The 24,550-nt window shown below is 68.7% G+C and carries 9 protein-coding genes and 1 pseudogene; 4 read left to right on the top strand and 6 right to left on the bottom strand.

All coding sequences use genetic code 11. The features are described 5' to 3' along the window. Nucleotides 1-19 precede the first annotated feature (19 nt). The 3 genes from BN977_RS30630 to BN977_RS30620 form a co-directional block, all read right to left on the bottom strand. Entirely contained in the window at nt 20-1,066 is a 1,047-nt protein-coding gene (locus BN977_RS30630; protein WP_036403860.1) for a heparin lyase I family protein, read from the bottom strand. 55 nt (nt 1,067-1,121) lie between these two features. Further along, the gene (locus tag BN977_RS30625; protein ID WP_036403858.1) at nt 1,122-2,810 is read right to left on the bottom strand and encodes a heparinase II/III family protein; all 1,689 of its coding nucleotides are present in this window, start codon (nt 2,808-2,810) and stop codon (nt 1,122-1,124) included. Nucleotides 2,811-2,949: 139 nt separating this feature from the next. Continuing rightward, nucleotides 2,950-4,392 carry a tyrosine-protein kinase domain-containing protein gene (locus tag BN977_RS30620; RefSeq protein WP_036403855.1) on the bottom strand — a complete coding sequence of 481 codons (1,443 nt, stop codon included), beginning with the start codon at nt 4,390-4,392 and terminating at the stop codon, nt 2,950-2,952. Between the two features lie 363 nt (nt 4,393-4,755). Between BN977_RS30620 and BN977_RS30615 the strand changes: the two genes are divergently transcribed. Genes BN977_RS30615 through BN977_RS30605 form a run of 3 tightly spaced genes read left to right on the top strand, consistent with a single transcriptional unit; the run spans nt 4,756 to nt 7,690 of the window. Beyond that, on the top strand, nt 4,756-5,277 hold the full coding sequence (locus BN977_RS30615; protein ID WP_036404979.1) for an arsenate reductase/protein-tyrosine-phosphatase family protein: 522 nt from the start codon (nt 4,756-4,758) through the stop codon (nt 5,275-5,277). A gap of 7 nt (nt 5,278-5,284) precedes the next feature. Then, the gene (locus tag BN977_RS30610) at nt 5,285-5,917 is read left to right on the top strand and encodes a GAP family protein (protein WP_036403853.1); all 633 of its coding nucleotides are present in this window, start codon (nt 5,285-5,287) and stop codon (nt 5,915-5,917) included. 51 nt (nt 5,918-5,968) lie between these two features. Beyond that, nucleotides 5,969-7,690 (top strand): AMP-binding protein, encoded by a 1,722-nt coding sequence (locus BN977_RS30605; protein ID WP_036403851.1) that lies wholly within the window; start codon nt 5,969-5,971, stop codon nt 7,688-7,690. On the opposite strand, the gene pe is transcribed toward BN977_RS30605, so the two are convergent. The 3 genes from pe to BN977_RS30590 form a co-directional block, all read right to left on the bottom strand. Further along, nucleotides 7,687-8,817, bottom strand: coding sequence for an acyltransferase PE (gene pe, locus BN977_RS30600; protein WP_036403849.1), 1,131 nt, complete (start codon nt 8,815-8,817; stop codon nt 7,687-7,689). The two genes, BN977_RS30605 and pe, sit on opposite strands and share 4 nt — an antisense overlap. Next, complete coding sequence (locus BN977_RS30595) at nt 8,814-11,792, bottom strand: MMPL/RND family transporter (protein WP_036403847.1); 2,979 nt, start codon at nt 11,790-11,792, stop codon at nt 8,814-8,816. The genes pe and BN977_RS30595 overlap by 4 nt, the downstream gene beginning before the upstream one ends. 94 nt (nt 11,793-11,886) lie before the next feature. Beyond that, complete coding sequence (locus tag BN977_RS30590) at nt 11,887-13,308, bottom strand: condensation domain-containing protein (RefSeq protein WP_036403845.1); 1,422 nt, start codon at nt 13,306-13,308, stop codon at nt 11,887-11,889. A gap of 364 nt (nt 13,309-13,672) precedes the next feature. On the opposite strand from BN977_RS30590, the pseudogene BN977_RS30585 reads away from it, so the two are divergent. Then, nucleotides 13,673-24,549, top strand: a pseudogene (locus tag BN977_RS30585) (type I polyketide synthase). The last annotated feature ends 1 nt before the right edge of the window (nt 24,550 follow it).

The following is a 24,550-nucleotide window of genomic DNA, read 5'->3' as shown; positions in this document are numbered from 1 at the left end:
CCGCCGGCACGACCGGGGGTCATGACACTGCGGGCACCGGAAGCGGATCGCTGATCCGCTCTGCCAGACTCTGGTGTCCCCATTCGGGATTGGCGATGTACACGACTTCCGTGTCGGGCCGATTGGTGGTGTACAGACCCCAGTGCGGATACCCGAGCACGGTTCGTCCGGACCCGTCGGCCAAGTCCTCGTAGTAGCCGATCGGGGTATCGGCATCGACGACCTGGTCACCGTTGAGCCACACATCGAGGTGTCCCTGCGCGCCGAAGGTGGCCCGTAGCGTGAGGTAGGTGTGCTCGCCGGCTTCTGGGACGCGAGTGACGAAGTGCGGCACCTGAACCCCACTCTGCGGGTTCTGCGAACCGACCGCGTCGTCGCCGTACAGGTGCGCCGACGAACAGGTACGGATCGTCAGTTGGGAATTCGCCACATCCACGAAAAGCACCGGCGTCCGGCCCGATCCCCCGTCATCCACACTGTGCCACTGATGGACGATGCCCCGGCCCGCCTGCGCCAGTCCGGGAGTGCTGCCCAGCACGAGACAGAACGACGACCATACCGTCGCCTCCCCGACACCGTCCTGCTGGCGCGCGACGACCTCGCTGCGCCGGCTCCCGCTGTCGGCATCGTACGAGCCGGCGAAATCGTCGCGACGCACCTCGAATCTGAATAGACCCGGTTCCGGCATGGTCAACGCCGACGGCCGGCCGGCCTGACGCATGAGCTTGCCGTCGACGGCCAGGATGAAGTCCGACGCATCGCCGACCTCGTCGGCCGCGGCTTCGTAGTCATCGTCGCCGATGTGGGCCATGCTCCACCCGGAAAGCAGATCGGTGACGGACGCGTATGCCGGATCGTCGAGCACACCCGACGGGAGTGCATACCGGCCGTTGCGCAACAGCCGAGGGCTCGGGCAGACCGATCCCGCCGCGCACTGCCGGGCTCGTAGATTGATCGCCTGGTCCAGCCGACCCACCAGGGCCTGACCCGACGCCGGCGTCGCATTGGCCACCGAATCGTCGCCCGTCACAGACCGCAGCACCGCACCCGCGCTCACCGCGGCCATGCCTGCCGTTGCCTGTCCGAGAAAGCGTCTGCGGCTCACTGACATCGGGCCGACCTCACGACGCCAGGAGTGCGTCGACCTCGGCTCGGATTCGGTGAGCGTCGGCCGGATCTGTGACACCGATTCCCCACACGAGTTGGCTTCCACCATCGACGGCGGGTGCCGGCACGAGTTCGATCGAATGCGCCTGCTCGGCCTGCAGATAACGCCGACTCCAGGTCGCTGCCGCACGGCGACCGAGTTCACCCGCGAAAACCTGGAGCGACGTGTCGACGCCGGGCAAGCGGGCGAACACGCTGCCGCGCTCGGCGTCACAGTCCACCTCCCACGCAGCCGGGATGAGAACGCTTGTCACCCCAGGGCATTCCGCGGCGCTCCAACGATCGACGACGAGCAGGCCTCCGGCGGGCAGTGCACACACCACGCGGGTGCAGTCGCCGGCGGGCGTGCTGATCCGTCCGCCGACGGCGGGAGTGGGCAACGCGTCCAAGGCGTCCTGCGGCAGCGGAACGGCCCCGGTCAGCCGCCCCACCTTGAAACATCCGGAGTACTCGACCGGCTCCACGCCGAGGTAGCGCGGCCCGTTGTGACTCGCCGCCGATCGCTCATAGGTCCGTTGCGGCCCCGTGGAATACTGCGATGTCCCTGGGTCGACGAGCAGACGGTGGCCGGATACATCGGCCTCGATGGCGAGGAAATCGGCGTGGCCATGGCCGGGATTCCAGCGCGGCCCGATCTCACCCGCATCGAAGATCGCCGCGACGTCGCCTGCGGCGATACGGAAGTAACCGGCGTCCGGCAACGCCGGTGGCACCTCGACGGTGCGTTCGTCCACGACCGAGCCCGGCGGTGGCACCTCGTCGAGCCACGCGTCGTTGAACAATGCGATTTCGCCGTCATCGTGGGTCAGGAACAACCATGCCGACGTAGCGGCGTCGGCTCGCGCCCGAGCCAGCGCACGCGTGGACGCCGACAGGAAGGAGCAGGCGGCGAAGATGCGCAGCGACATCACCGTGAGGCCCTGATACATCGCAGACCGCTCGATCTGCATACCGTCGGGCAGCACCGTCGACCGGATGATCCTGTCGACCTCGCGGTCGAGCCGCGCTGCCCGGTCCGGCGAAACCGACGCGGCCGCAAGGTGGTACAGACACAACGCCGCCAAGTTGCGCTCGGTGTGATTGTTGCGCAGGTCGTGCTCGATGTTGCGCCACAGGAATCCGGCATCCAGCCGCGCGAACGCCTGCACGCGTGCCCGGACATCGGGTGTGACCTCACCGTGGCGCGCGGCGAGGCCGAGCCCGCTCAACACCGCCAGTAGCCGGTGGGAGGCGCCGTAGGGTGCCCATCCGGTGACGAAAGCCTGCGACGACAGGAAGTTGCGGGATGCGGCGAAGGTGTCCAGCAAGGTGACCGCCGTATCGTGGTGCGGTGCTTCGCCGCTGGCCAGGAGCGAATGCACGACTTCGAGATGGGCCAGTTTCATCCGCCAGAGATGGTGGTCCTCCTCGTCGGGAAGCCGGTGCGACCAATCGATTTCATCGATCGAACCGAAGTCGACCGTCCGACCGAGAATGGTGAACCGGCCACGGCGCGCATCCATCATCGCGTCGTCGGTGTGCCGGTAGAACGCACCGATGAAACTTGCCAGCTCGACGGGCAGCTGGGCACAGTGCGCCGGTTCCGGGAGTCGCTCCGCGGTCCGGCGCACCGCGTGGTCGTAACTCTCAGCAATCTTCGGCACGGCCCTGTTCCTGGCGAGTCGCTTGACCTGGTACGCGACGATTCGCGGGGTCAGGCGCGATGCTGCGCGGGCTGTCACAGTCACAGACAATCGAACATCTCCATCACCGTCGGCGGCGCGCAGCAGCACCGCGCAGACCTCACTCGGAGTGCGCCGGCTTCAGCTCGCCGGTCGGGCGCGGCGCCGTCGACGCATCCTGGCTGGACGGCTGCGACGGTTGCGCGCTGCCGTACGTGCTGTAGGTGTACTTGTAGCCGTAGGCCGCGGACCCCCGTGCGGGCACCATGGTGAGGACCGCACCCAGGATCGATGCGCCGACGTCGGTGAGCGCGCCGACTGCGTGGGCGAGCTGCTCGCGTTTGGTCTGCCCCGCGCGCGCCATGACGAGCACCCCGTCGGAGCTCGCCGCCAGGATGGCGGCGTCCGTGACGGCCAACAGCGGCGACGAGTCCACGATGACGTAATCGAACTGGTTGCGCAGGTCCGTCAGCACCTTCTTTGCCGCCTGTGAGGCCAGTAGTTCGCTCGGATTCGGCGGGATCGCACCGGAGGTGAGGACGGTCAGGCCGGCAAAGCGGCTCTCTTGCAAGGCTTCTGACAGGGTCACCTGATTGCTCAACACGGTACTGAAGCCCACCGAACCGACCAGACCCAGATACTTCGCGATCATCGGGCGGCGCATGTCTCCGTCGACGATGACGACGTTGTGATCGGCCTCGGCCAGCGCCAGCGCCAGATTGATCGCCGTCGTCGACTTTCCTTCTCCCGGCAGCGAACTGGTCACCAGGATCACCCGCGGCGGATTGTCGACGGACAGGAACTGCAGGTTCGTCCGGAGTTTTCGCAAGGCCTCCGCGATCGCCGAACTGTCATTGCCGAAAGAGATCGCCGGTTCCTTCTTGCGTTCCTTGTCCAGCGGGATCATGCCCACGACGCCCACGCCCGTGATGTCTTCGATCGTCTGCCGGTCTTTGACCGTGTTGTCGAGGAGATCCCGCAGCAGTGCGAAACCGACACCCAGGATCAAGCCCAGACCGAGGCCGGCCAAGATGTTGCGGAGGACCTTGGGTGAAACCGGTGTGCTGGGTATGGCAGCCCGCTGCTCGACGACCACTCGGGCGTACGGCCTGGCACCGTCTTCCGGGGTTTCCAATTCACGGACCATGACCACGAATTCATCCGACAGCGCATTGGCGATATCCCTGGCCCGCACCGGCGATTCGTCCACGACCGCGACGTCGATCAGGACGGTGTCGGCCTTCGCGGTTGCCTTGACGTGTTCGCGCAGCTGACCGGCCGTCATGTCCAGATCCAGTTTGTCGATGGTGCGTTGCGCCAACGTTTCGCCCATCAAGAGTTGGGTGTAGGACAACACGCGGTCCTGCGAGAGGCGGTTGCCCTGATACAGATCGGTGGCCGTTGCACCGCCCGTCGTGGTGGAGACGAAAAGCCTTGTCGAGGCCTGGTAGAGCGGCGTGGTCAACAGCGTCAGGGCCACGGCCGCCGCGACGATCGCCACTGTGGTGAGGCATATGGTCACCCAGCGAGTGCGCAACAACCGTGCGTAATCCTGAAGATTCAAAGCAGCCCCTTCACCTCTGGTCCTGTCCGCACAAATACCCGGTAGTACGCATCCACTGCCGAGGTCATCCGGGAATCACCGAGAATCTCGCCGCTGTCGCCAGGGATATCCCGCTCTCCGCGTACATCATCGCTGACTGCGGCCGAATAGCCTTCGAATTCTCGTGAAGGGAGCCCATCTTCGCCCGAACTCGCGGCCGCCCAGGCCGCGGGCCGGCCCATGAACCCCTCGTCCGGATACTCCTTATCACGCGGTCATCGTGGCACACGGAAAGCCGGTGGGCTAACTTTGTCTCGCAGCCGGATTCGGATATTCGGTCGCAGCAAAGAATTGTTCGAACATCACAGGAATTTGGAGCTCGGCCTGCACGTCCTATTCGTCTGTACCGGAAATATTTGCCGTTCTCCCACCGGCGAACGGTTGGCCGCGGCAGCTGCCGATGCAATGAAGATTCCACAATTCACGGCAGCCAGCGCCGGGACCCGCGCCGTCGTCGACCACCCGATGCACCCGGAGGCCGCCCGCGTTCTGGAGAGCCTCGGCGGCGACCCGTCCGGTTTCGCGGCGCGGCAGCTGAGCCCGCGCATCGCCGGCGAGGCCGATCTGCTGCTCACCATGACAGCCGCGCACCGCGATGCGGTGCTGGAACTGGCGCCACGGCAACTGCGCAAGACCTTCACGCTGGCGGAGGCCGCGGTGCTGACAGCCGAGTACGAGCCCGCCTCGGTCGCCGAACTCGCGGCGCTGCGACCGCGCCTCGCCGCCCACCAGGCCGCGGACGTCCCGGACCCGATCGGCCGCGATGCGGCGTTCTTCGCTGCGACGGGAGCACGGATTTTCGAGTTGATGCAGCCGATACTGACGCTGTGCCTGCGCTCGTCCTAGCGGTCGTATGTGGATAACCCTGCTGGTGATGGCCGTTGCCGTCAGCCTGGAACCGTTCCGGATCGGGATGTCGGTGCTGATGTTGAACCGGCCGCGCCCGCACTTGCAGCTCGCGGCGTTCCTGTGCGGTGGTTTCGCCATGGGTCTGGCGGTGGGACTGACGGTGTTGTTCGTGATCGGTTCGCGGCTGCCGCAGGGCCATTTCACGCTGCCCAGGGTCCAGATCGCGATCGGCGCGCTGGCCCTGGCCGCGGCGCTGGCGCTGGCCGTGACCCCGGCCCGGGCCCGCACCACGCCGGCGTGGCTGGCCCGGTTGCTCGACGGCAAGTCCTTGTGGGTGGCCGCGGTGGCGGGCCTCGGTATCGCGCTGCCGTCGGTCGATTATCTGGCGGTGCTGGCCGTGATCATCGCGTCCGGCGCCGGCGCGGCCACCCAGGTCAGCGCGCTGATCGCCTTCAATGTGGTGGCCTTCGCGCTGGTGGAGATCCCGCTGCTGGCGTATCTGGTGGATCCGGTTCGCACCGGTTCGGTGATGACCGCACTCAACAACTGGATCCGGTCGCGGCGCCGCCGTGAGGTCGCCGGCCTGCTGGTGGTCGTCGGTGCGGTGCTGCTGACCGCGGGCCTGATCGGGGTGTGAGGCCCCACCACCACAGACGTGCGTCGATGACCGTTGAGTAGCCTGACGACCATGTCCAACGCGTCCCTCCTGACCTTCGTGCAGGAACGCGCCAGCGCGACCCCCGACGACGTGGCCTTCACCTTCACCGACTACGACGTCGACCCCGACGGTGTGCCGGAGACGTTGACCTGGTCGCAGCTGCACCGGCGCACCGTGAACGCGGCGCGGGAGTTCGAGCAGTACGGGGCGCCCGGTGACCGGGCACTGATCGTGGCACCGCAGGGGTTGGCCTATATCGTCGCGTTCCTGGGCGCCATGCAAGCCGGGTTCATCGCCGTGCCGCTGTCGGTGCCGGTGCCCGGCTCGCATGACGAGCGGGTCAGCGCGGTGGTCGACGACACGTCGCCGGTGGTGGTGCTGACCACCGCCGCGGTCGCCGAGGTGGCCGCCCAATATGTGGACGACGGCGCCGCGGTGATCGCGGTGGTCGCCGTCGACGCGCTCGATCTCGACGCGCCCGTCCCGGTCGCGGCCGGGCCTGCGGAGGATCCGTCGGGCCCGGATATCGCCTACCTGCAATACACCTCGGGGTCGACCCGGCTGCCGGCCGGTGTCATGATCAGCCACCGCAACCTGCAGGCGAACTTCGACCAGTTGATGGCCGACTACTTCGCCCACCGCGGCGGGACGCTTCCCGAGGGGGCCGCCTTGGTCTCGTGGCTGCCGTTCTACCACGACATGGGGCTGATGCTGGGAATCGCGGCCCCGATCTTCACCGGTCACCCCGGTGACCTGTTGAGCCCGCTGGCATTTCTGGCCCGACCGGCCCGCTGGGTGCAAGCCTTGGCCCGGCATCGGTATTCCTGGTCGGCCGCACCGAATTTCGCGTTCGATCTCACCGCGCGCCGCACCACCGACGCCGAGATGGCCGATCTCGACCTCAGCGGCGTCCTCGGCATCATCAACGGTGCCGAGCGAATTCACCCACCGACCCTGGTCAAGTTCACCGAACGCTTCGGCCGTGTCGGATTCCGCCCCGAAATGGTGCTGCCGTCCTACGGCCTCGCCGAGGCGACGGTGTTCGTCGCCAGCGGCAACAACAACCGTGCCCCGGAAGCCGTCGAGTTCGATCCCGAACGGCTGGTCGACGGCGTCGCGGTGCGCAAGCCCGGCGGCTCCCCCTTGATGCGGTATGGGCTGCCTTCGTCACCCCTGGTGCGGATCGTCGACGCCGAAACCTGCCGGCCGTGCCCGGACGGCACCGTCGGCGAGATCTGGACCCACGGCGAGAACGTCGCCGCCGGCTATTGGCGTAAGCCCGAGCAGACCGGATCGGCTTTCGGTGCGGCGCTGGTGGATCCACCCGCAGGACTGCCCGAGGCGGGCTGGCTGCGCACCGGCGATCAGGGATTCGTCTCCGAGGGCGAGCTGTTCATCGTGGGCCGCATCAAGGACATGTTGATCGTGCGGGGCCGCAACTACTATCCCGAGGACATCGAGGCGACCGTGCAGCAGATCACCCGTGGCCGGGTGGCGGCAATCGCCGTGTCCGACGAGCAGACCGAGAAACTGGTCACCATCATCGAACTCAAGCAGACGGACGACACCGGTGCGCTGGCCGTCGTGAAAAGCGATGTCGTTGCCGCTATTTCGCGTGCGCACGGCTTGCACGTCGCCGACATCGTGCTGGTGGCCCCCGGCTCGATCCCGACCACCACCAGCGGCAAGATCCGCCGCGCGGCGTGCGTCGAGCACCATCGCCACGGGAAGTTCGCCCGGCTGGACGCCTAACGCCCGTTGTGATCCAGCACGTACTGCAGCCCGGCCATCAGCTGTGAAAGCGGATCGGTCCCGGTGCTGCCGAAGGCGGCCTCACTCGCCGTCGCGGTGACGGCGGCGGGGTCGTAGCCGTGCACCGGGTCCACCTCGACCGGCGCGGTCAGTGGGTTGTCGTTACGTGTATATCCGGCGTCCACATAGGGTTTCAGAACACCGTCGAGCCGGCTGAGGGTGTCCTCGTCCACGCCCATGTACTTGAACGGGATCACCAGCGGAAGGTGTTGCTCGGGAATCAGGTACGTCGTCGTCTTGGCGCCCCGGGAGTTGACGGTCGTGACGATGTTCTGCGGCGGCACGTTCTTGGGGCTGGTGAAGGCGACGGCGGTGTGGCCCGTGGCCAGGCCCACGATCGCGTTGGCGACGGAGATGAAGTTGTCCTGCCGCTGCGGCCAGTCGGCGATGCTGTCGTAGGCGGAGATGAACTGGTGGGTGTCGTACTGGCTGTCGACCTCGGGCGGCATCCGGAAGTCCAGGGACGGCACCACGCTGCCCACCGGGAAGTTCTGGCGCAGGAAGCTCTGGCCGAAGGGGTGCGTGGCCAGCGGATCGCCGAAGGTCGCGAAGGACAACTGATCCGGCGGCGGCGCGGCCGGATCGTTGGCCAGCCGGTTCTTGACCGCGTTGAGCACCATGGCGCCCTCGGACAACCCGATCGCCGTGCCTTGACCGCCGGCCTGGATGGCGCGGATGACGTTGCCCTCGCCCTCGTCCACCGACTCGCCGATGCTCGGCCCGTCCAACCCGAGGCCGGGGAAACCGTCGTCCAGCTTGCCGATGCCCGGGAACAACCGCTCAAGCGTGTGGCCCTGAACCTGACCGGCGGGGTAGTCGACGATCTGGCGATCCAGGCCCGGGAACCAGTCCGCGCCGGTGCGGCGGATGTACTCCTCGTAGGGAATGCCCAGCACGTGCGCGCCGCCGAGGGCGTAAGCCTTGCCCGGTGTGCCGCGCGGCGTCGGGGTGTCGGTCCCGGCACCCGGCGCGGGGGCCGGTTCGTCGGCACCGGCGACGCCCAGACCGGACGGCCCCATGGCGCTCACGGTCAGCACCACGGTTGCGGCGGCGAGTAGTTTCTTCATGCCTGGCTGCTCCCCTGCGCTGTCACTCGTGATGGCCACCAGTTCGCCTTGCCGACCAGCGTAGCGATGGCGGGCACCGTGATCGTGCGGACGACGAAGGTGTCCAACAGGATCCCGGCACCGATGACGAACCCGCCTTGGACCACCGTACCGATGCTGGAGAACAACAGACCCCACATCGACGCGGCGAAGATCAGGCCGGCCGCGGTGATCACCCCGCCCGTCGACGACAACGTGCGGATGATGCCGTAGCGGCTGCCGTGCGGCGACTCGTCGCGCAGCCGCGACGCGAACAGCAGGTTGTAGTCCGCTCCCACCGCGACCAGCACCACGAACGCCAGCGGTGGCACCGTCCAGTGCAGCGGTTGGTGGAACAGGTACTGGAACACCAGGACCCCGATTCCCAGCGCCGCGAAGTACGAAACAACCACGGAGCCAACGAGATACAGCGGCGCGATCAGCGAGCGCAGCAGCAGCATCAAGGTCAGCAGCACCACGATCAAGGTGACGGCGATGATGAACCGGATATCGGCCTGGTAGTAGTCGCGGGTGTCGCGCAGCGCGGCGGGATAGCCGCCCATCGAGATGGACGCGTCCGCCAGCGAGGTGTTCGGCTGGGCGCCCTTGGCGGCGTCCCGGATCGCGTTGACCTGGTCCATCGCCTCGACGCTGAACGGATCGAGTTTGGTGAGCACCAGATAGCGCGCCGAGTGACCGTCGGGCGAGATGAACATCTTCGATGCCGCCTTGAAGTCCGGCAGCTCCAGCACCTCGGGCGGGATGTTGAAGCCCGCCATCGCCGGGCCCGCCGCGTTCTGCTTCATCGACAGCAGGAAGGCCGACGCCTGATCCAGCCCGGACCGCATCAACTGGATCTGATCGACCACCTGGTTCACGCCGGTCGCGACCTCGCGGCTACCGGTGGCCGAACGGTCGGCCTGCTGCCGGATCTTGCCCAGCGTGGCCTGCGCACCGGCGGGCGAATCCAGCCCCATCGTCTTCATCAGCTTGGTGATTGTGGTGAAGGCATTTCCGAGCTGATTCAGCGAGGCGTTCAGCGACTGCTTGTCCTGCATCGACTGCAGTTGCCCGGCAAGGTTGTTGATCTCGTCGAGGGTGCCGTCCTGGCGTGCCTGCGCCAACCGCGAGAAGTGGACTCGGGTCTCGCTGCACGACGGATCCAGATCGCAGGTGACGTTGCCCTGCAGCGCGGCCAGCACCGGGCCCACCCAGCCGAACATGTCCTTGGCCGCGGTGACGCTGATGCCCATCGAGTTGCCGAGTTTGTTGATGCTGTCCACCAGCTTGGCGCCGACCTCGACATTGCGGACCAGCTTGTCGCCGCCGTACTGACCACGCATCGTGGAGAACGCGTTGACCATCTGCTGGATGCTGGCGGCGATGCCGTTGACCTGGCCGCGCACGTCGCCGAGCCCGGTGGCCAGCGTGTCGGCGCCCTTCGACAACCGGTTGAGGTCGTCCATGTTGTCGGCGATCATGGCCGAGCCGGTGCCCAGCCGGTCACCGACGAGGCCCGCCTGGTAGGTGGCCCGGAATTCCTGGGGCACCACGCCGAGCGGGCGGGTGATGCCACTGACCATCCCGATATCGGGCACCTGGCCGATGCGTTCGGCCATCTGCTCCAGGTCGGCCAGCGCTTGCGGGGTGCGCAGGTCGTGCGGCGAGCGCACCAGCACGTAGGACGGGATGGACTGATTGAGGTCGAAGTGCCGTTCCAGCGCGGCATACCCCACCGAGCTGGGATCCGTGGCCGGCACGGCCTTGCGATCGTCGTAGTTGTATCTGGCCAGCCCGACACAGCCGGCGAGCAGCAGCAGCACCAGCATGCTGGCCACCAGGTGCAGCCGTGGCCGGCGCACGATGCGCGCACCCGAGCGCCGCCACATCCGGGCGGTCAGTTCCCGCCGCGGGGTGACCCAGCCGCGCGGCCCGACGATGGCCAGGATGGCCGGGAGCAGGGTCAGGGCGGCGAGGAACGCCACGCCGATCCCGATCGCCGAGGACACTCCGACCGTCGAGAACACCCCCATCCGGGCGAAGCTGATGCCGAGGAAGGTGAGGCCGATGGTGGCGGCGGACGCGGTGATCACCTTGCCCACCGAACCCAGCGCGTGCCGCACCGCGGCGTCGGAGCTGTCCCCGAGCCGCACGTAATCGTGATAGCGGCTGATCAGGAAGACGGCGTAGTCCGTCCCCGCACCGGCGATGATGGCGCTGAGCAGGATGATGGCCTGATTCGACACCCCGAGGCCGGTCAGCTGCGACAACCCGGCCACCACGGACTGCGCGATCACCAGCGAGACGCCGATCCCGGTCAGCGGCAACAACATGGTGATCGGGTTGCGGTAGACCACCAGCAGCACCACCAGCACCAGCACGCCGATCGCGATCTCGATCGGCAGGCGGTCCCGCTGACCGGCGACGGTCAGGTCGGCGACGGTGGCGGCCGGTCCGGTCAGGTGCACCTCGAGCGGGCCGCCCGCGGTGTTCTGTTTGACGATCTCGGACACCCGGTTGAAGGCGGCATAGGACTGCGGCGTGCCCAGGGCACCGGCCAGGCCGACGGGCAGCACCCAGGATTTGTTGTCCTTGCTGGTCAAAAACGAACGCAGCGCGGGTGTTCCGACGAAATCCTGCAGCATGACGACGTCTTGCTGATCGTCGCGCAACGCGTCGACCAGCTTGCGATAGGTCGCCTCGTGCGCGGGGCCGAGTCCGTTCTCGTCGGTGAGCACCACCAACAGCAGATCGTCGCCGCCCGGCTCCTGGAACGCCTCGGTCATCTGCCGGGCCGCCACGTTGGACGGGGCGTCGGCGGGCAGCATCGCCAGCGGATGCTTCTGGGCCATCTCGTTGAGGCTGGGGAACGACAGCGGCAGCACCACCGCCAGCGCCAGCCAGATCCCGACCACCGCGTACGGGAACCGCACGACGAAATCGGCTAGCCGTCGCACGTCGCCCCCAGCTGTGGTCCCTGCAGTCGGGTGGTCCCGAAGATCTTGCTCACCGGATCAGGCCGCACTGGCCTCGCCGAACTCGTGCCGCACGTCAGGCAAAACGACCCCAATCCCCGGTGTCGGCCACCTGTTCACACACCGACTTCATGGTTGCTATGTAGCGCGCCACCGACTTCTGGGCCACCGGGTTGTCCGGGAACATCACCGACATTGCCGTTCCGGCCTCGTACCGGAATACGTAGATGGTCAGCTGGTAGGAGAATCTGCCGTCGGAGTAAATTCCGATATTGTTCGAATATCCCATCTCGGCGGCGGCGAGAACCGCGTTCAGCGGAGCCGCACCACCGTGCAAGAAGTTCGAAACCGGGAAGTTCGGGCGCGGGTTGTCCAGCCACGGCGCCAATTCCAGCACGCGATAATAGGGCACTCTCGCCAGGTTGAGACCCGAATCGAAAGACGTCTGCGCCGACCACGCCGCTTCGGCGAAAGTCGTGGCGGCGATCGGCACGGTGATCGGCACCAGGCCGGTGAACCAGCCCTGGGTCATGAAGTTGTCCGACGTGCGCCGGGTGTCCCTCGGGGTCAGTCCGTAATAGGTTGCCGCGCCGGTCAGCTCGTGCTCGACCATGGCGGTGCAGGCAAACAGGCCGCCGACGAAGCGGGTGCCGGCCGCGGTACAGGCCGCGTCGAACCGGGCCGTTTGCTCGGCATCCAGCAGTATCTCCCCGACCATGTCGGCCACCGTGGGCTCCGATGGGTTACCCAGCGGTAGCGGGAACTCGGGCAGGCTGTTGTTGTTGTTCTCAGCAAACTCGATCCAAGCCCGCACCTCCGGCGAATCGACGGTCAGGTTCGCCGTCGCTTCGCGTTCCTTGACACAGAAATCGTCGAAGCGGCCCGCTTCGGGCAACGGCATCGGCTGCCCGCTCTGGGTCAGCGACGTGTACATGCCGTGCGCCTCGAGCATCGTGATGCCGATCAACGCGGCATCGCCGTGAACATGGTCGATGCTGGCGTAGAAATCGAAATGATCGTCGCTCTGGACAATGCCGAACGAAAAGCAACCCCATTCCAGTGGACTCGGTATGTCGACAATGTGTTTACGCGCGTCTTCGGCAGTTATTTCGCCGTGGTTGACGGGTTCGAATTCGATGTCGTCGGGGTCGGTAATGGTACGTCTGACAATGTCGCCGGAACCCGAGTATTCGAACCAGCTGCGATAGGTGTCATGCCGCCGCAGATAAGCGTTGATGGCGTGGTTCATCGCGTCGATATCACATTTACCAGGCACTTCGCAGGTGGCGATGATCTGACGGGAATAGTCGAGGCCCGCGGCTTCCTGGTGGTACACGCCGCGAATGTGTTGGCCCTGCATATAACTGACCGGCACCGCACTGACGGGCGCTTGCCGGGCCTTGTCCATGGCCGCATTTGTCGGGTGCCAGGACGTCACCACGCCCGGACTCGGCGCCCAATCATCGATTGTGCCGATGGTGATCTTCCCGATTTGCACTAATCCCTCCCGGGTTGAAGCGGCGACGGCGGCGGTCCAGCAACACCGGCGGCGACTTCACGATAGCGGCTCCGCCGGCCGAGGTCGCCGATACGCCCCTGTGGGCCGGCTTTGAGACCGTTCCGCGAGACCGGCTAAGCGGGTGTTGCGGCGCGCCGGCACGCGCAGCGCCGGCGGTTGTCCAACCGGCCGGAAACCTCCTGCCTCAGCAACCCGCATGCCATACTGACCGGCGGGAGATGGCCCGGCCGTTGCCGACGCACGGGTTGGCGCACGGTGGCCGTTCGGAAACAACTCTGACCCTGACGCGGTCTCCCGCATGCATCGATACGTCACCCACCCGACGCGGGGAGCACAACCTTTCATGGCATCTACCGAACAACCCACGGGTCAGCAGTCCCGGTTCGCGATCATCGGCTATGCCGCGCGCCTTCCCGGTGCTGCCGATGCCGGCCAGTACTGGGATCTGCTGCACCACGGACGCGACGCGGTATCGGAGATCCCCAGGGACCGCTGGGACGTGGACGAGTTCTTCGACGCCGACGCCGCCACCCCCGGCAAGGTCGTCACCCGCCGGGCCGGGTTCGTCGACGATGCCGTCGGGTTCGACGCCCCCTTCTTCGGCATCTCGGCCCGCGAGGCCAGGCTGATGGACCCCCAGCACCGGCTGCTGCTGGAGACCTCCTGGCAGGCCGTCGAGCATTCGGGCACCGCCCCGACCGCATTGGCCAACACCCGCACCGGGGTGTTCGTCGGCTTGTCCACCCATGACTACCTGGGCATGGCCTCCTCGGAGCTGACCTACCCCGAGGTGGAGGCCTATCTGGCCATCGGCACCTCGGGTGCGGCCGGCGCGGGCCGGATCAGCTACCGGCTCGGGCTGCACGGCCCGGCCGTCACCGTCGACACCGCGTGCAGCTCGTCGCTGGTGGCGATCCACCAGGCGTGCCAGGCCCTGCTGCTCGACGAATGCGACATGGCGCTCGCCGGTGGCGCGAACGTCCTGCTCAGCCCCGCCACCATGATCACCTTCTCGCAGTCCCGGATGCTGTCGGCCGACGGCCGCTGCAAGACCTTCGACGCCGCCGCCGACGGCTACGTCCGCGGCGAGGGCTGCGGTGTCATCGTCATCAAGCGGCTGGAGGATGCGCTGCGTGACGGCGACCGGATCCGGGCCGTCATCCGCGGCAGCGCGGTCAACCAGGACGGCGCCTCCGGCGGGTTGACGGTGCCCAACGGCGTGGCCCAGCAGCGCGTCATCACCGAGGCGCTGGACCGGGCCGGCGTGCAGCCCGTCGACGTCGACTATCTGGAGGCGCACGGCACCGGGACCTCGCTGGGCGATCCGATCGAGGTGCAGGCCGCGGCCGCGGTGCTGGGCCGCGACCGCACCGCCGACCGGCCCCTGCTGATCGGCTCGGCGAAGACCAACATCGGGCATCTGGAGGCGGCCGCGGGTATCGCCGGCGTGCTCAAGGTGGTGCTGGCGCTGGAGAACCAGGAGCTGCCCAAGCACCTGCACTTCCAGAACCCGTCCCCGCACATCCCGTGGGACCGCATCCCCGTGCGGGTGGTGGACGAGGCCACCGCGTGGGAGCGCAACGGCCGGCCCCGGATCGCGGGTGTCAGTTCGTTCGGGTTCTCCGGCACCAACGCGCACGTCGTCCTCGAAGAGGCGCCGGTCCCCGCGCCGGTGCCGGCCACCATGCCGGACGACCGGCGATTCCAGGTGCTGCCGCTGTCCGCCCGCACCCCGGCCGCGCTGGTGCAGACCGCGCAGCTGTACCGCAGCTGGCTGAGCGCGCATCCGGAGGCCACCTTGGCCGACGTGTGCCTGACCGCCGGAACCGGGCGGGCTCACCTGGAGCACCGGGCCGCCCTGGTGGTGAACTCGGTCGAGTCCGCGCGCGAGCTGCTGGGCGCGCTGGCCGACGACCGGCCGGCACCCGGTCTGGTCCGCGGTGAATGCGCGGACGCCCCGAAGACCGCGTGGCTGTTCCCGGGGCAAGGCAGTCAGTACGCCGGGATGGCGCGCGAGCTGTTCGAGACCGAGCCCGTGTTCGCCGAGACGTTGCAGCGCTGCGCCGACGCCCTCGAAACCCCGCTGTTGGACGTCATCTTCGACGCACCCGACGGTGACCTGACGCTGAGGCAGACCCAGCACGCCCAGCCGGCGATCTTCGCCGTGGAGATGGGGCTGGCGCGGCTGTGGCAGTCGTGGGGATTCGAACCGGATGTGGTGCTCGGGCACAGCGTCGGCCAGTACGCAGCCGCGTGCGTGGCCGGGGTGTTCAGCCTCGAGGACGGTGTGCGGCTGCTCGCCGAGCGGGGCCGGCTGTTCGGCGCGCTGCCCACCGGTGGGCGGATGGCCGCGATCTTCGCCGACGCCGAACGGGTGGAACGCCTCACCGACGAGTTCCCCAGCCTGTCGGTGGCGGCCTACAACGGCGCCAACACCGTGCTGTCCGGTCCGGGGACCGACCTCGAGCAGGCGGTGTCGCGGCTGACGGCCGACGGGGTGCGCTGCGAGTGGCTGGACACCAGCCACGCCTTCCACTCGGCGCTGCTCGATCCGGCGCTGGACGCATTCGAGGCGTACGCCAACACCTTCGAATTCCAGCCGCCACAACGAATCCTGGTGTGCAACCGGACGGGTTCGGCATTGGGCCGCACCGCGAAGCTGGACGGGGCCTACTGGCGCCGACATGCGCGCCAGCCGGTCGAGTTCGCCAAGGGCGTCGCCACCCTGGCCGTACTCGGTTGCGCCGTGCTGCTGGAGGTGGGTCCGCAACCGGTGCTCACCGCCGCCGCCATGCGCGCGTGGCCGGAGCCGGCCAGTCCCCCGCGGGCGATCGCGTCGATGCGCCAGAACGGCGCCGACCACCGGCAGATCACCGAGGCCCTGGCCCATACCTACGTCGCCGGGCATGTGCCCGACTTCGGCGCGTTCGTGCGGGAGCCCGGGCGCAAACTGGACCTGCCGACCTATCCGTTCCAGCACCGTCACTACTGGTTCCGGGACAAGCAGACCCAGCCGGCCAAGACCGACAGCGCGCGTACCGAGGCGGTCCGGCTGCTCGAAGAGGGCCGCATCGAGGAACTCGCCGCGCTGCTCGGCGGGGCGGACGGCGCCACCGACGTACTGAGCAGGCTTGCCGCACAACATAATCGGCAGCGCGATGCGCAGTCCATCGCCGACGCCCGCTACGAGATCCGCTGGCAGCAGGCCGCTGCCACCCCGGCCGTCGCGGGTGAGGGGTCGGCCTGGCTGGTCATCGGCGACGACACCGCCACCATGGCGCCGCTGCTGGATGCACTGAGCACCCACGGACACCGGCACCGCACCCTCGGCCTTCCGGTCTCCGATGCCGACGAGGAACGACTGCGCACCGAACTGCGTGCCGCGGTGGAAGACGAACCGGCGCTTCGCATCCTGCACGTCGCGGCGCTGGACGCCGACACCGCGCCGACGATGAAGTCACTGCTGCGCATGCAGCACCGGGTGCTCGCCGGCACACAGCGCCTGTTCCGCGCCGCCGCCGACCTGCGTACGCCCATCTGGGTGGTGACCCGCGGGGCGCAGCATGTGACCGATTCCGACACCGTGTCGCCGGAGCAGACCGCGCTGTGGGGTTTCTGCCGCGCGGCCGCACTCGAATTCCCGCAGGTGTGGGGCGGACTGGCGGATGTGGCGGTGGGCGGCACCGACGAGTGGCCACTGTTGATCAATCAGGTGATGGCCTCCCCGCGCGGGGAAGATCAGTTCGCCCTACGCGAGCACGCGGTGCACGTGCCCCGGCTGGTGCGCCGCACCGGGCAGCCGAATCCGACCGCACTGGAATTGCGCCCGGAGGCAACGTATCTGATCACCGGAGGGCTGGGATCGCTCGGCCTGGAGATCGCCGGTCACCTCGCCGGCCACGGCGCGCGGCAGCTGGTGCTGACCGGCAGACGCGCCCCGAGCGCGGCCACCCAGCGACGGATCGACGCACTGGCCGAGCAGCACGGCTGCGCGGTGCGGGTGGTCGCCGCCGATGTGGCCAATCCGCACGATGTCACCCACCTCATCGCGACGGTGCAGGCCGAATTGCCGCCGCTGGCGGGCATCGTGCATGCCGCCGGCGAGAACAGCACCACGGCGCTGAGCACGCTGGAGCCCGCCGAGCTCGACCGGGTGTTCGCCGGTAAGGTCTGGGGCGCCTGGTATTTGAGCGAAGCCGCCGCCGATCTGGCGCTCGACTTCTTCGTGTCCACGTCGTCGATCTCGGCGGTGTGGGGCAGCTACGGCCAGACGGCGTACAGCGCGGCCAATGCCTTCCTGGACGGATTGACCTGGCGCCAGCGCGAACTCGGCATCCCCGGGATCAGCGTCAACTTCGGGCCCTGGGCTGCCGGCATGGCCGACCCGGAGGCGCGCGCGCAACTGGACCGGCGGGGTGTCCGCACGCTGTCGCCGGCCGATGCCCTGGCCGGCATGGCCGACCTGATGGTCGGCACCGGCAGCCACGGGGTGGTGGCACGCATCGACTGGTCCCGGTTCCTGCCGATCTACCTGCAGACCGGGCCGCGCTCGTTGCTCGCCGAGGTCGCCGGGGAGGTGCCCGAACCGGTGACCAGCACGGCCGGCCCGGCCGGCTCCACCCGGCTGGTCGAGCAGCTCACCGCCGCACCGGTGCAGCAGCGCAAGAAGCTGGTGCTGGAGTACCTGCGCGACGCCGTCGCCGAGGTGACCCAGGTGGACGCCTCCGAGATCCGCGAGGAGGGCGGCTTCTTCGACCTCGGCATGGATTCGCTGATGGCCGTGGAACTGCGCCGCCGGCTGGAACAGGCTGTCGGCAAGGAACTTCCGGCCACCCTGGCGATGGACTACCCACGGCTCACCGATGTCGCCGACTATCTGCTCGGTGACGTGCTGCACCTGAACGAGAAGGCAGGCGCCGCGACCGCGGCCCGGCACGTCTCGCTGGCCACCGCGGCGACCGACGAGCCGATCGCCATCATCGCCGTCGCGTGCCGGTTTCCCGGCTCGCCCGATCCGGACGCCTACTGGCAGCTGCTGGCCGGCGGCGTGGATGCGATCCGGGAGATTCCCGAGGACCGCTTCGACGTCGACGACTTCTACGATCCCGATCAGCAGACCCCCGGCAAGATCTACACCCGCAACGGCGGATACCTGGACAGCGTCGACGGATTTGATCCCGAGTTCTTCGGCATCTCCCCGCGCGAGGCCATCTGGATCGACCCGCAGCAGCGGTTGATGCTCGAAATCGCCTGGGAGGGCCTGGAACGGGCGGGGTATGCGCCGTCGTCGCTGCGCGGCAGCCGGACGGGTGTGTTCGTCGGGGTGGGCGCCAACGAGTACTCGCATCTGCTTTCCGGGGACTCGGTGGAGAATCTGGAAGCCCACTTCATCACCGGTAACGCGCTCAACGCGATCGCCGGTCGGGTGGCCTTCACCCTCGGCCTGGAGGGGCCGGCGATGGCGGTGGACACCGCGTGCAGTTCGTCGTTGGTGGCCGTCCATCAGGCCAGTCAGGCCCTGCACTCCGGCGACTGCGATCTGGCCCTGGCCGGCGGGGTGAACGTGCTGCTGAGCCCGGCGTCCATCGTGGCGGCGTCCCAGGCCCGGATGCTGTCACCCGACGGCCGCTGCAAGACCTTCGACGCCGCCGCCGACGGTTACGTGCGCAGCGAGGGCTGCGGTGTGCTGGTGCTCAAGCGGCTGTCCGACGCGCAGCGCGACGGTGACCGCATCGCCGCGGTGATCCGCAGCAGCGCGGTCAACCAGGACGGCGGTCCAGCGGCCTGACGGTGCCCAACGGCGGTGCGCAACAACGCCTCATCACCTCGGCGCTGTCCCGTGCCGGGCTGACGGGCGGGGACGTCGACTACCTGGAGGCACACGGCACCGGCACCCCGCTGGGCGATCCGATCGAGGTCCAGGCCGCCGCGGCGGCCTACGGCGCCGGCCGCGATTCGGGCCGGCCGCTGCTGATGGGGACCGCCAAAACCAACATCGGCCACCTGGAGTCGGCGGCCGGGGTGGCCGGCCTGATCAAGGTGGTGCTGTCACTGCAGAACGAAATGCTGCCGCGGACCCTGCATTTCACCAACCCGTCGCCGCACATCCCGTGGGACAGCCTGCCGGTGCGGGTGGTCGACGAGGCGACGCCGTGGCTCACCAACGGCCGTCCGCGCCGCGCCGGCGTCAGCTCGTTCGGCTTCACCGGCACCAACGCCCATGTGCTGCTGGAGGAGGCCCCGCAACCCGCCGAGGACACCGTCGCCGACGATGCACCCGAGGCGCCGCGGGAACCTCTGACACTGCTGCCGCTGTCGGCACGATCGGCCGCCGGGTTGACGGCGTTGGCCCAGCGGTACGCCGCCTGGCTGGACGCGCACCCGGACACCCCGATCGGCGACGTCGGCTTCACCGCGGGAGCCGGCCGGACGCACTTCGAACACCGGGCCGCGGTGGTCGCCGGTTCGGCCCAGGAGGCGCGGCTGCTGCTCGACGAGTTGGTGGCCAACCGGCTACGGCCGGGCGTGGTCCGCGGGGAATGCACCGACCCGCCCACCACGGCGTGGTTCTTCCCCGGCCAGGGTAGCCAGTACCCGGGCATGGCACGTGAGCTGTTCGAGTCCGAGCCGGTGTTCGCCGACACCGTCCGGCGGTGCGCGCAGGCCGTCGACGGCATGCTGCCCCGCCCCCTGCTGGACGTCCTGTTCAGCAGCGGCAGGGAGGCCGCCGAGACGTTGCGGCACACGTCGTTTGCGCAACCCGCGATCTTCGCGATCGAGATGGGGCTGGCCCGGCTGTGGCAGTCCTGGGGTATCGAACCCGACGTGGTGCTCGGCCACAGCGTGGGCCAGTACGCGGCGGCGTGTGTGGCCGGGGTGTTCAGCCTGGAGGACGGTGCCCGGCTGATCGCCGAACGCGGCAGGCTGTTCGGCAGCCTGCCCGCCGGCGGCCGGATGGTGGCGGTGTTCGCCGACCCGCAGTACGTGGAGGACGCCGCCGAGGCGTTCCCGCGGGTGTCGGTGGGGGCGTACAACGGCCGCAACACCGTGTTGTCCGGTCCCGGTGAGGATCTGGAGCAGATCGTCGCCAACTGCAGTCAGGACGGCGCCCGCTGCACCTGGCTGGAGACCAGCCACGCCTTCCACTCGGAACTGCTGGACCCGGTGCTCGACGAATTCGAGGCGTTCGCCGGGCAGTTCGACTTCGCGGTGCCGACCCGGCCGCTGGTGTGCAACCGGACCGGCGCGGTGCTCACCGCCGACACCCCGATCGACGCGCTGTACTGGCGCCGGCACTCCCGCCAGCCGGTGCAGTTCACCGAGAGCGTGCGCACGGTGGCGGCCCTGGGCTGCTCGGTGCTCATGGAGATCGGCCCGCAGCCGATCCTGACCGCCGCCGCGTTGCAGTGCTGGCCGGAGTCCTCGGATGCGCCGCGCACCATCGTGTCGCTGCGCAAGGGCGCCAACGCCCAGCGACAGATCACCGAAGCGCTCGCCACCGCCTACATCTGCGGGCACCGGCCCGATTTCGCCGCCAAGCAGCGTGCGACGGCCCGGCGACTGGAGCTGCCGACCTATCCCTTCCAGCGCCGCCGGTACTGGCCCAAGGCCTCGGGGTTCGCCGGAGGTGGCGACGGTATCCGGGTCGCCGGGATCCTGGGCAGTGCCAAGGATCTGGCGTCCGGCGACACCGTGTACAGCAACGTGTTCTCGGTCAAGACCCAGCCCTGGCTGGCACATCACGTCATCTACGGGACCGTCGTCGTGCCCGGTGCGACGTACGCCGCGATGGCACTCGCCGCGGCGGGTGCGCCGGCCCGGGTCAAGGAAGTGTTCTTCTACGAGCCGATCATCCTGCCGGACAAGGCCGCTCGCGAGGTGCAGTTGACGCTGCACCCCGTCGACGACGGCTGGAAGTTCCAGGTGCACAGCCGCCCGCACGGGGTGCGGGACGCCGAGTGGTCGCTGAACTCCGACGGCAGCCTGCTGGCCGGCGTCGAGGCCGACGAGGAACCGATCTCGGTCAACCCGGACGAGGCGATCGAGCAGATGAATCGCACCCGCCCGCAGGAACTGTTCGACATCTTCGCCGACATGGAGCTGGCCTGGGGGCCGACCTGGTCGACGTCGCTGAAGTCGTTGTGGGTCGGTGAAGGTGAGGCCATCGGCGATATCGCCATCGGTGAGGAACTCGCCGAGCATCTGAGCGGCGAGCCGATCCACCCGGTGCTGCTGGACCTGTGCACCGGTGTGGCGTTCCCGGCCTTCCCCGCCATCCTGGCCGCCGAGCAGGGCATGTCGGATCTGTTCCTGCCGCTGCGCTACGGGCAGGTTCAGGTGCAGGAGAAGATGCCGCGGCGCTTCTACTGCCGCGCGCGCTGGCACGAGAGCCCCCTGAACGGCGAAACCCAGGTGTTCGACCTCGATTTCGTGGACCGCGACGGACGGGTTCTCGGCGGGATTCGTGAGTTCACCGTGAAGCGCGCCCCCCGGGAGGCCTTGCTGCGCGGGCTCGGCGGGGATTCCACCCGGCTGCTGTACACGGTGGGCTGGCAGGAAGCCGCCGCGCCGGCGGCCGAGGATACCGAGAAGGCGACCGGCACCTGGTTGATCGCCGGGTTCGACGCGCTGGCCGGCGAGGTGCCCGGTGCCGTGACCGTCGACGACGTCACCGATCCGCAGTCCTGGCAGCGGGCCTTCACCGGTGCCGCCGAACAGGGCACGCCGGTGGCCGGAATCGTCTGGCGCGCTTCGGGACAACCGGATGACGACCTGGCGTCCCGGCTGGAGGCGCAGGTGGCCGGGTTGCTCGCAGCCGCGCAGACCGCTGCCGAGAACAAGGGCCTGCCCGGCGGGTTGTGGATCGTCACCGATCGCGCGGTGGCCACCGAACCCGGCGAACCGGTGGATGCCGTGCAGTCCGCGCTGTGGGGATTCGGGCGCACCCTGATCGCCGAGCAGCCGACCCTGCGAGTCCGGCTGGTGGACGGGGATTCCTCCGCGGAATCGCTGAGCTGGCTGGCCGGCGCGCTGGGCACGCCGGTCACCGAACCCGAAATGGCGGTGCGGCAAGGACGTTTCCTGGTGTCGCGACTCCTGCATTGGGCGCGCAGCGGCCAGCTGCCGATGCCCCGCAGCGACGACTACCAGCTGGCACCGACCGAGCGCGGCGCGATCGACAACCTGCGCCTGACCGAGAAGGAGGTCACCCCGCCCGAGCCGGGCGAGGTCCAGGTCCGGATCGAGGCGGCCGGCCTGAACTTCCGCGATGTGCTCAACGTGCTCGGCCTCTACCCCGGCGATCCCGGCCCGATCGGTGGCGACCTGTGCGGTGTGGTCACCGAAGTGGGCTCCGAGGTCAGCGGATTCGAGGTCGGCCAGCGGGTGTTCGGTTCGATGCAGGGGGCGTTCGCGAGCCGGCTGAACGTCCCGGCACCGCTGCTGGCCGTCGTGCCGGACGGGATCGGCGCGGTGGACGCGGCGACCATCCCGGCGGCGGCGCTGACGGTGCGGCTGGCTTTCGACTGGGCGACGTTGCGGCCCGGCGACAAGGTGCTCATCCACGCCGCCAGCGGTGGTGTCGGGTTGGCCGCGGTGCAGATGGCCAAGCAGTTCGGCGCGACGGTGTTCGCCACCGCGAGCAAGTACAAACAAGCCACGCTGCGCGCGATGGGGGTGGAGTACGTCTACGATTCCCGCACAACGGATTTCGCCGATCAGATCCTGGCGGACACCGACGGTGCGGGCGTGGACGTGGTGCTCAACAGCCTGACCAACGAGGGCTTCATCGAGGCGACGGTGCGGGCCACCGCGCAAGGCGGCCGGTTCGCCGAGATCGCCAAGCGCGATATCTGGACGGCCGAGCAGATGGCCGCGGTGCGACCCGATATCGATTACGAGATCGTGGCGCTGGACGTGACGATGATGACCGATCCCGACCACATCCAGCGGCTGATGAACGAGGTGGCCGACGGCTTGGCCACCGGCGCGTGGACGCCGGTGCCTGCCGAGGTGTACCCGCTGACCGAGGCCAGGACGGCGTTCCGGCGCATGCAGCAGGCCCGGCACATCGGCAAGATCGTCGTGCAGATGCCCAAACCGCTGCAGCCGCAAGGTGACCGGACCTACCTGGTGACCGGCGGGCTCGGCGCGCTGGGGCTGCACACCGCGGCGTATCTGGCCCAGCTCGGAGCCGGTGACATCGTGTTGACCAGCCGCCGTGCGCCCGAGGTCGAGCAGCAGCAGAGCATCGACGCCATCACCGAGCGCTACCACTGCCGGGTGCACGTCTTCACCGCCGACGTGGGTGCGGAGTCCGAGGTGGCCGCATTGCTGGCGCGGATTCGTGCGGAGCTGCCGCCGCTGGCCGGGGTGGCACATCTGGCCGGTGTGCTCGACGACGCGCTGCTGCCGCAGCAGGACCTGGACCGGTTCCGGACGACGCTGGCCCCCAAGGCCTATGGCGCCCACCATCTGCACCGGTTGACCGAGGACGACGAGCTGGACTTCTTCATCCTGTACTCGTCGGCGTCGGCGGTGCTGGGTTCACCGTCGCAGGCCAACTACGCCACCGCCAATGCCCTGCTCGACGGGCTGGTCGCCGAGCGCCGGGCGCAGGGGCTGCCGGGGACCGCGGTGAACTTCGGTCCGTGGGGCAGCGGCGGGATGGCCAGTTCGCAAGCGGCAGTGGCCAATCTGAGCGCGCAGGGCATGATGCCGCTGGAGCCGTCGGCGGCGCTGGCCGCCCTCGGCGAGGCCATCCGGCACGGCACGGCGCAGGCGACCGTGCTGAAGGCGAACTGGCAGCGCACCGCGAAGATGCTCGGCGGCATCCGGCCGCCGCTGCTGGATCAGGTGCTGCCCAGCGGTGACGGGGCGGCCACCGGCGACAGTGAGCTGCTGCGCCAACTGCAGGAGCTGCCGGTGGCCGCGCGGGCCGGGTTCATCACCGAGTTCCTGCAGAAGGAAGTCCAGGGTTTCCTGCGGCTCGCGCAGCCACCGGCCGCGTCGAGCAGGTTCCTGGACCTGGGCACGGACTCGCTGATGGCCGTCGAGCTGCGCAACCGGTTGTTCGGTCAGTTCGGCGGGAAGTTCGACATCAGCCCGACGGCGGTGTTCGACTACCCGACCATCGGCGAACTCGCCGAGCATCTGGTGTCGCAGCTGCCCGACGCCGAGGCGCCGGTGACCGCCGAACCGGTGGCCGCGCCGGCGGAGTGAG

It is taken from the genome of Mycolicibacterium cosmeticum (assembly GCF_000613185.1).
GTDB lineage: Bacteria > Actinomycetota > Actinomycetes > Mycobacteriales > Mycobacteriaceae > Mycobacterium > Mycobacterium cosmeticum.
The sequence above is the reverse complement of the archived record's forward strand: the minus strand, read 5'-3'. Positions and strand labels throughout refer to the sequence as shown.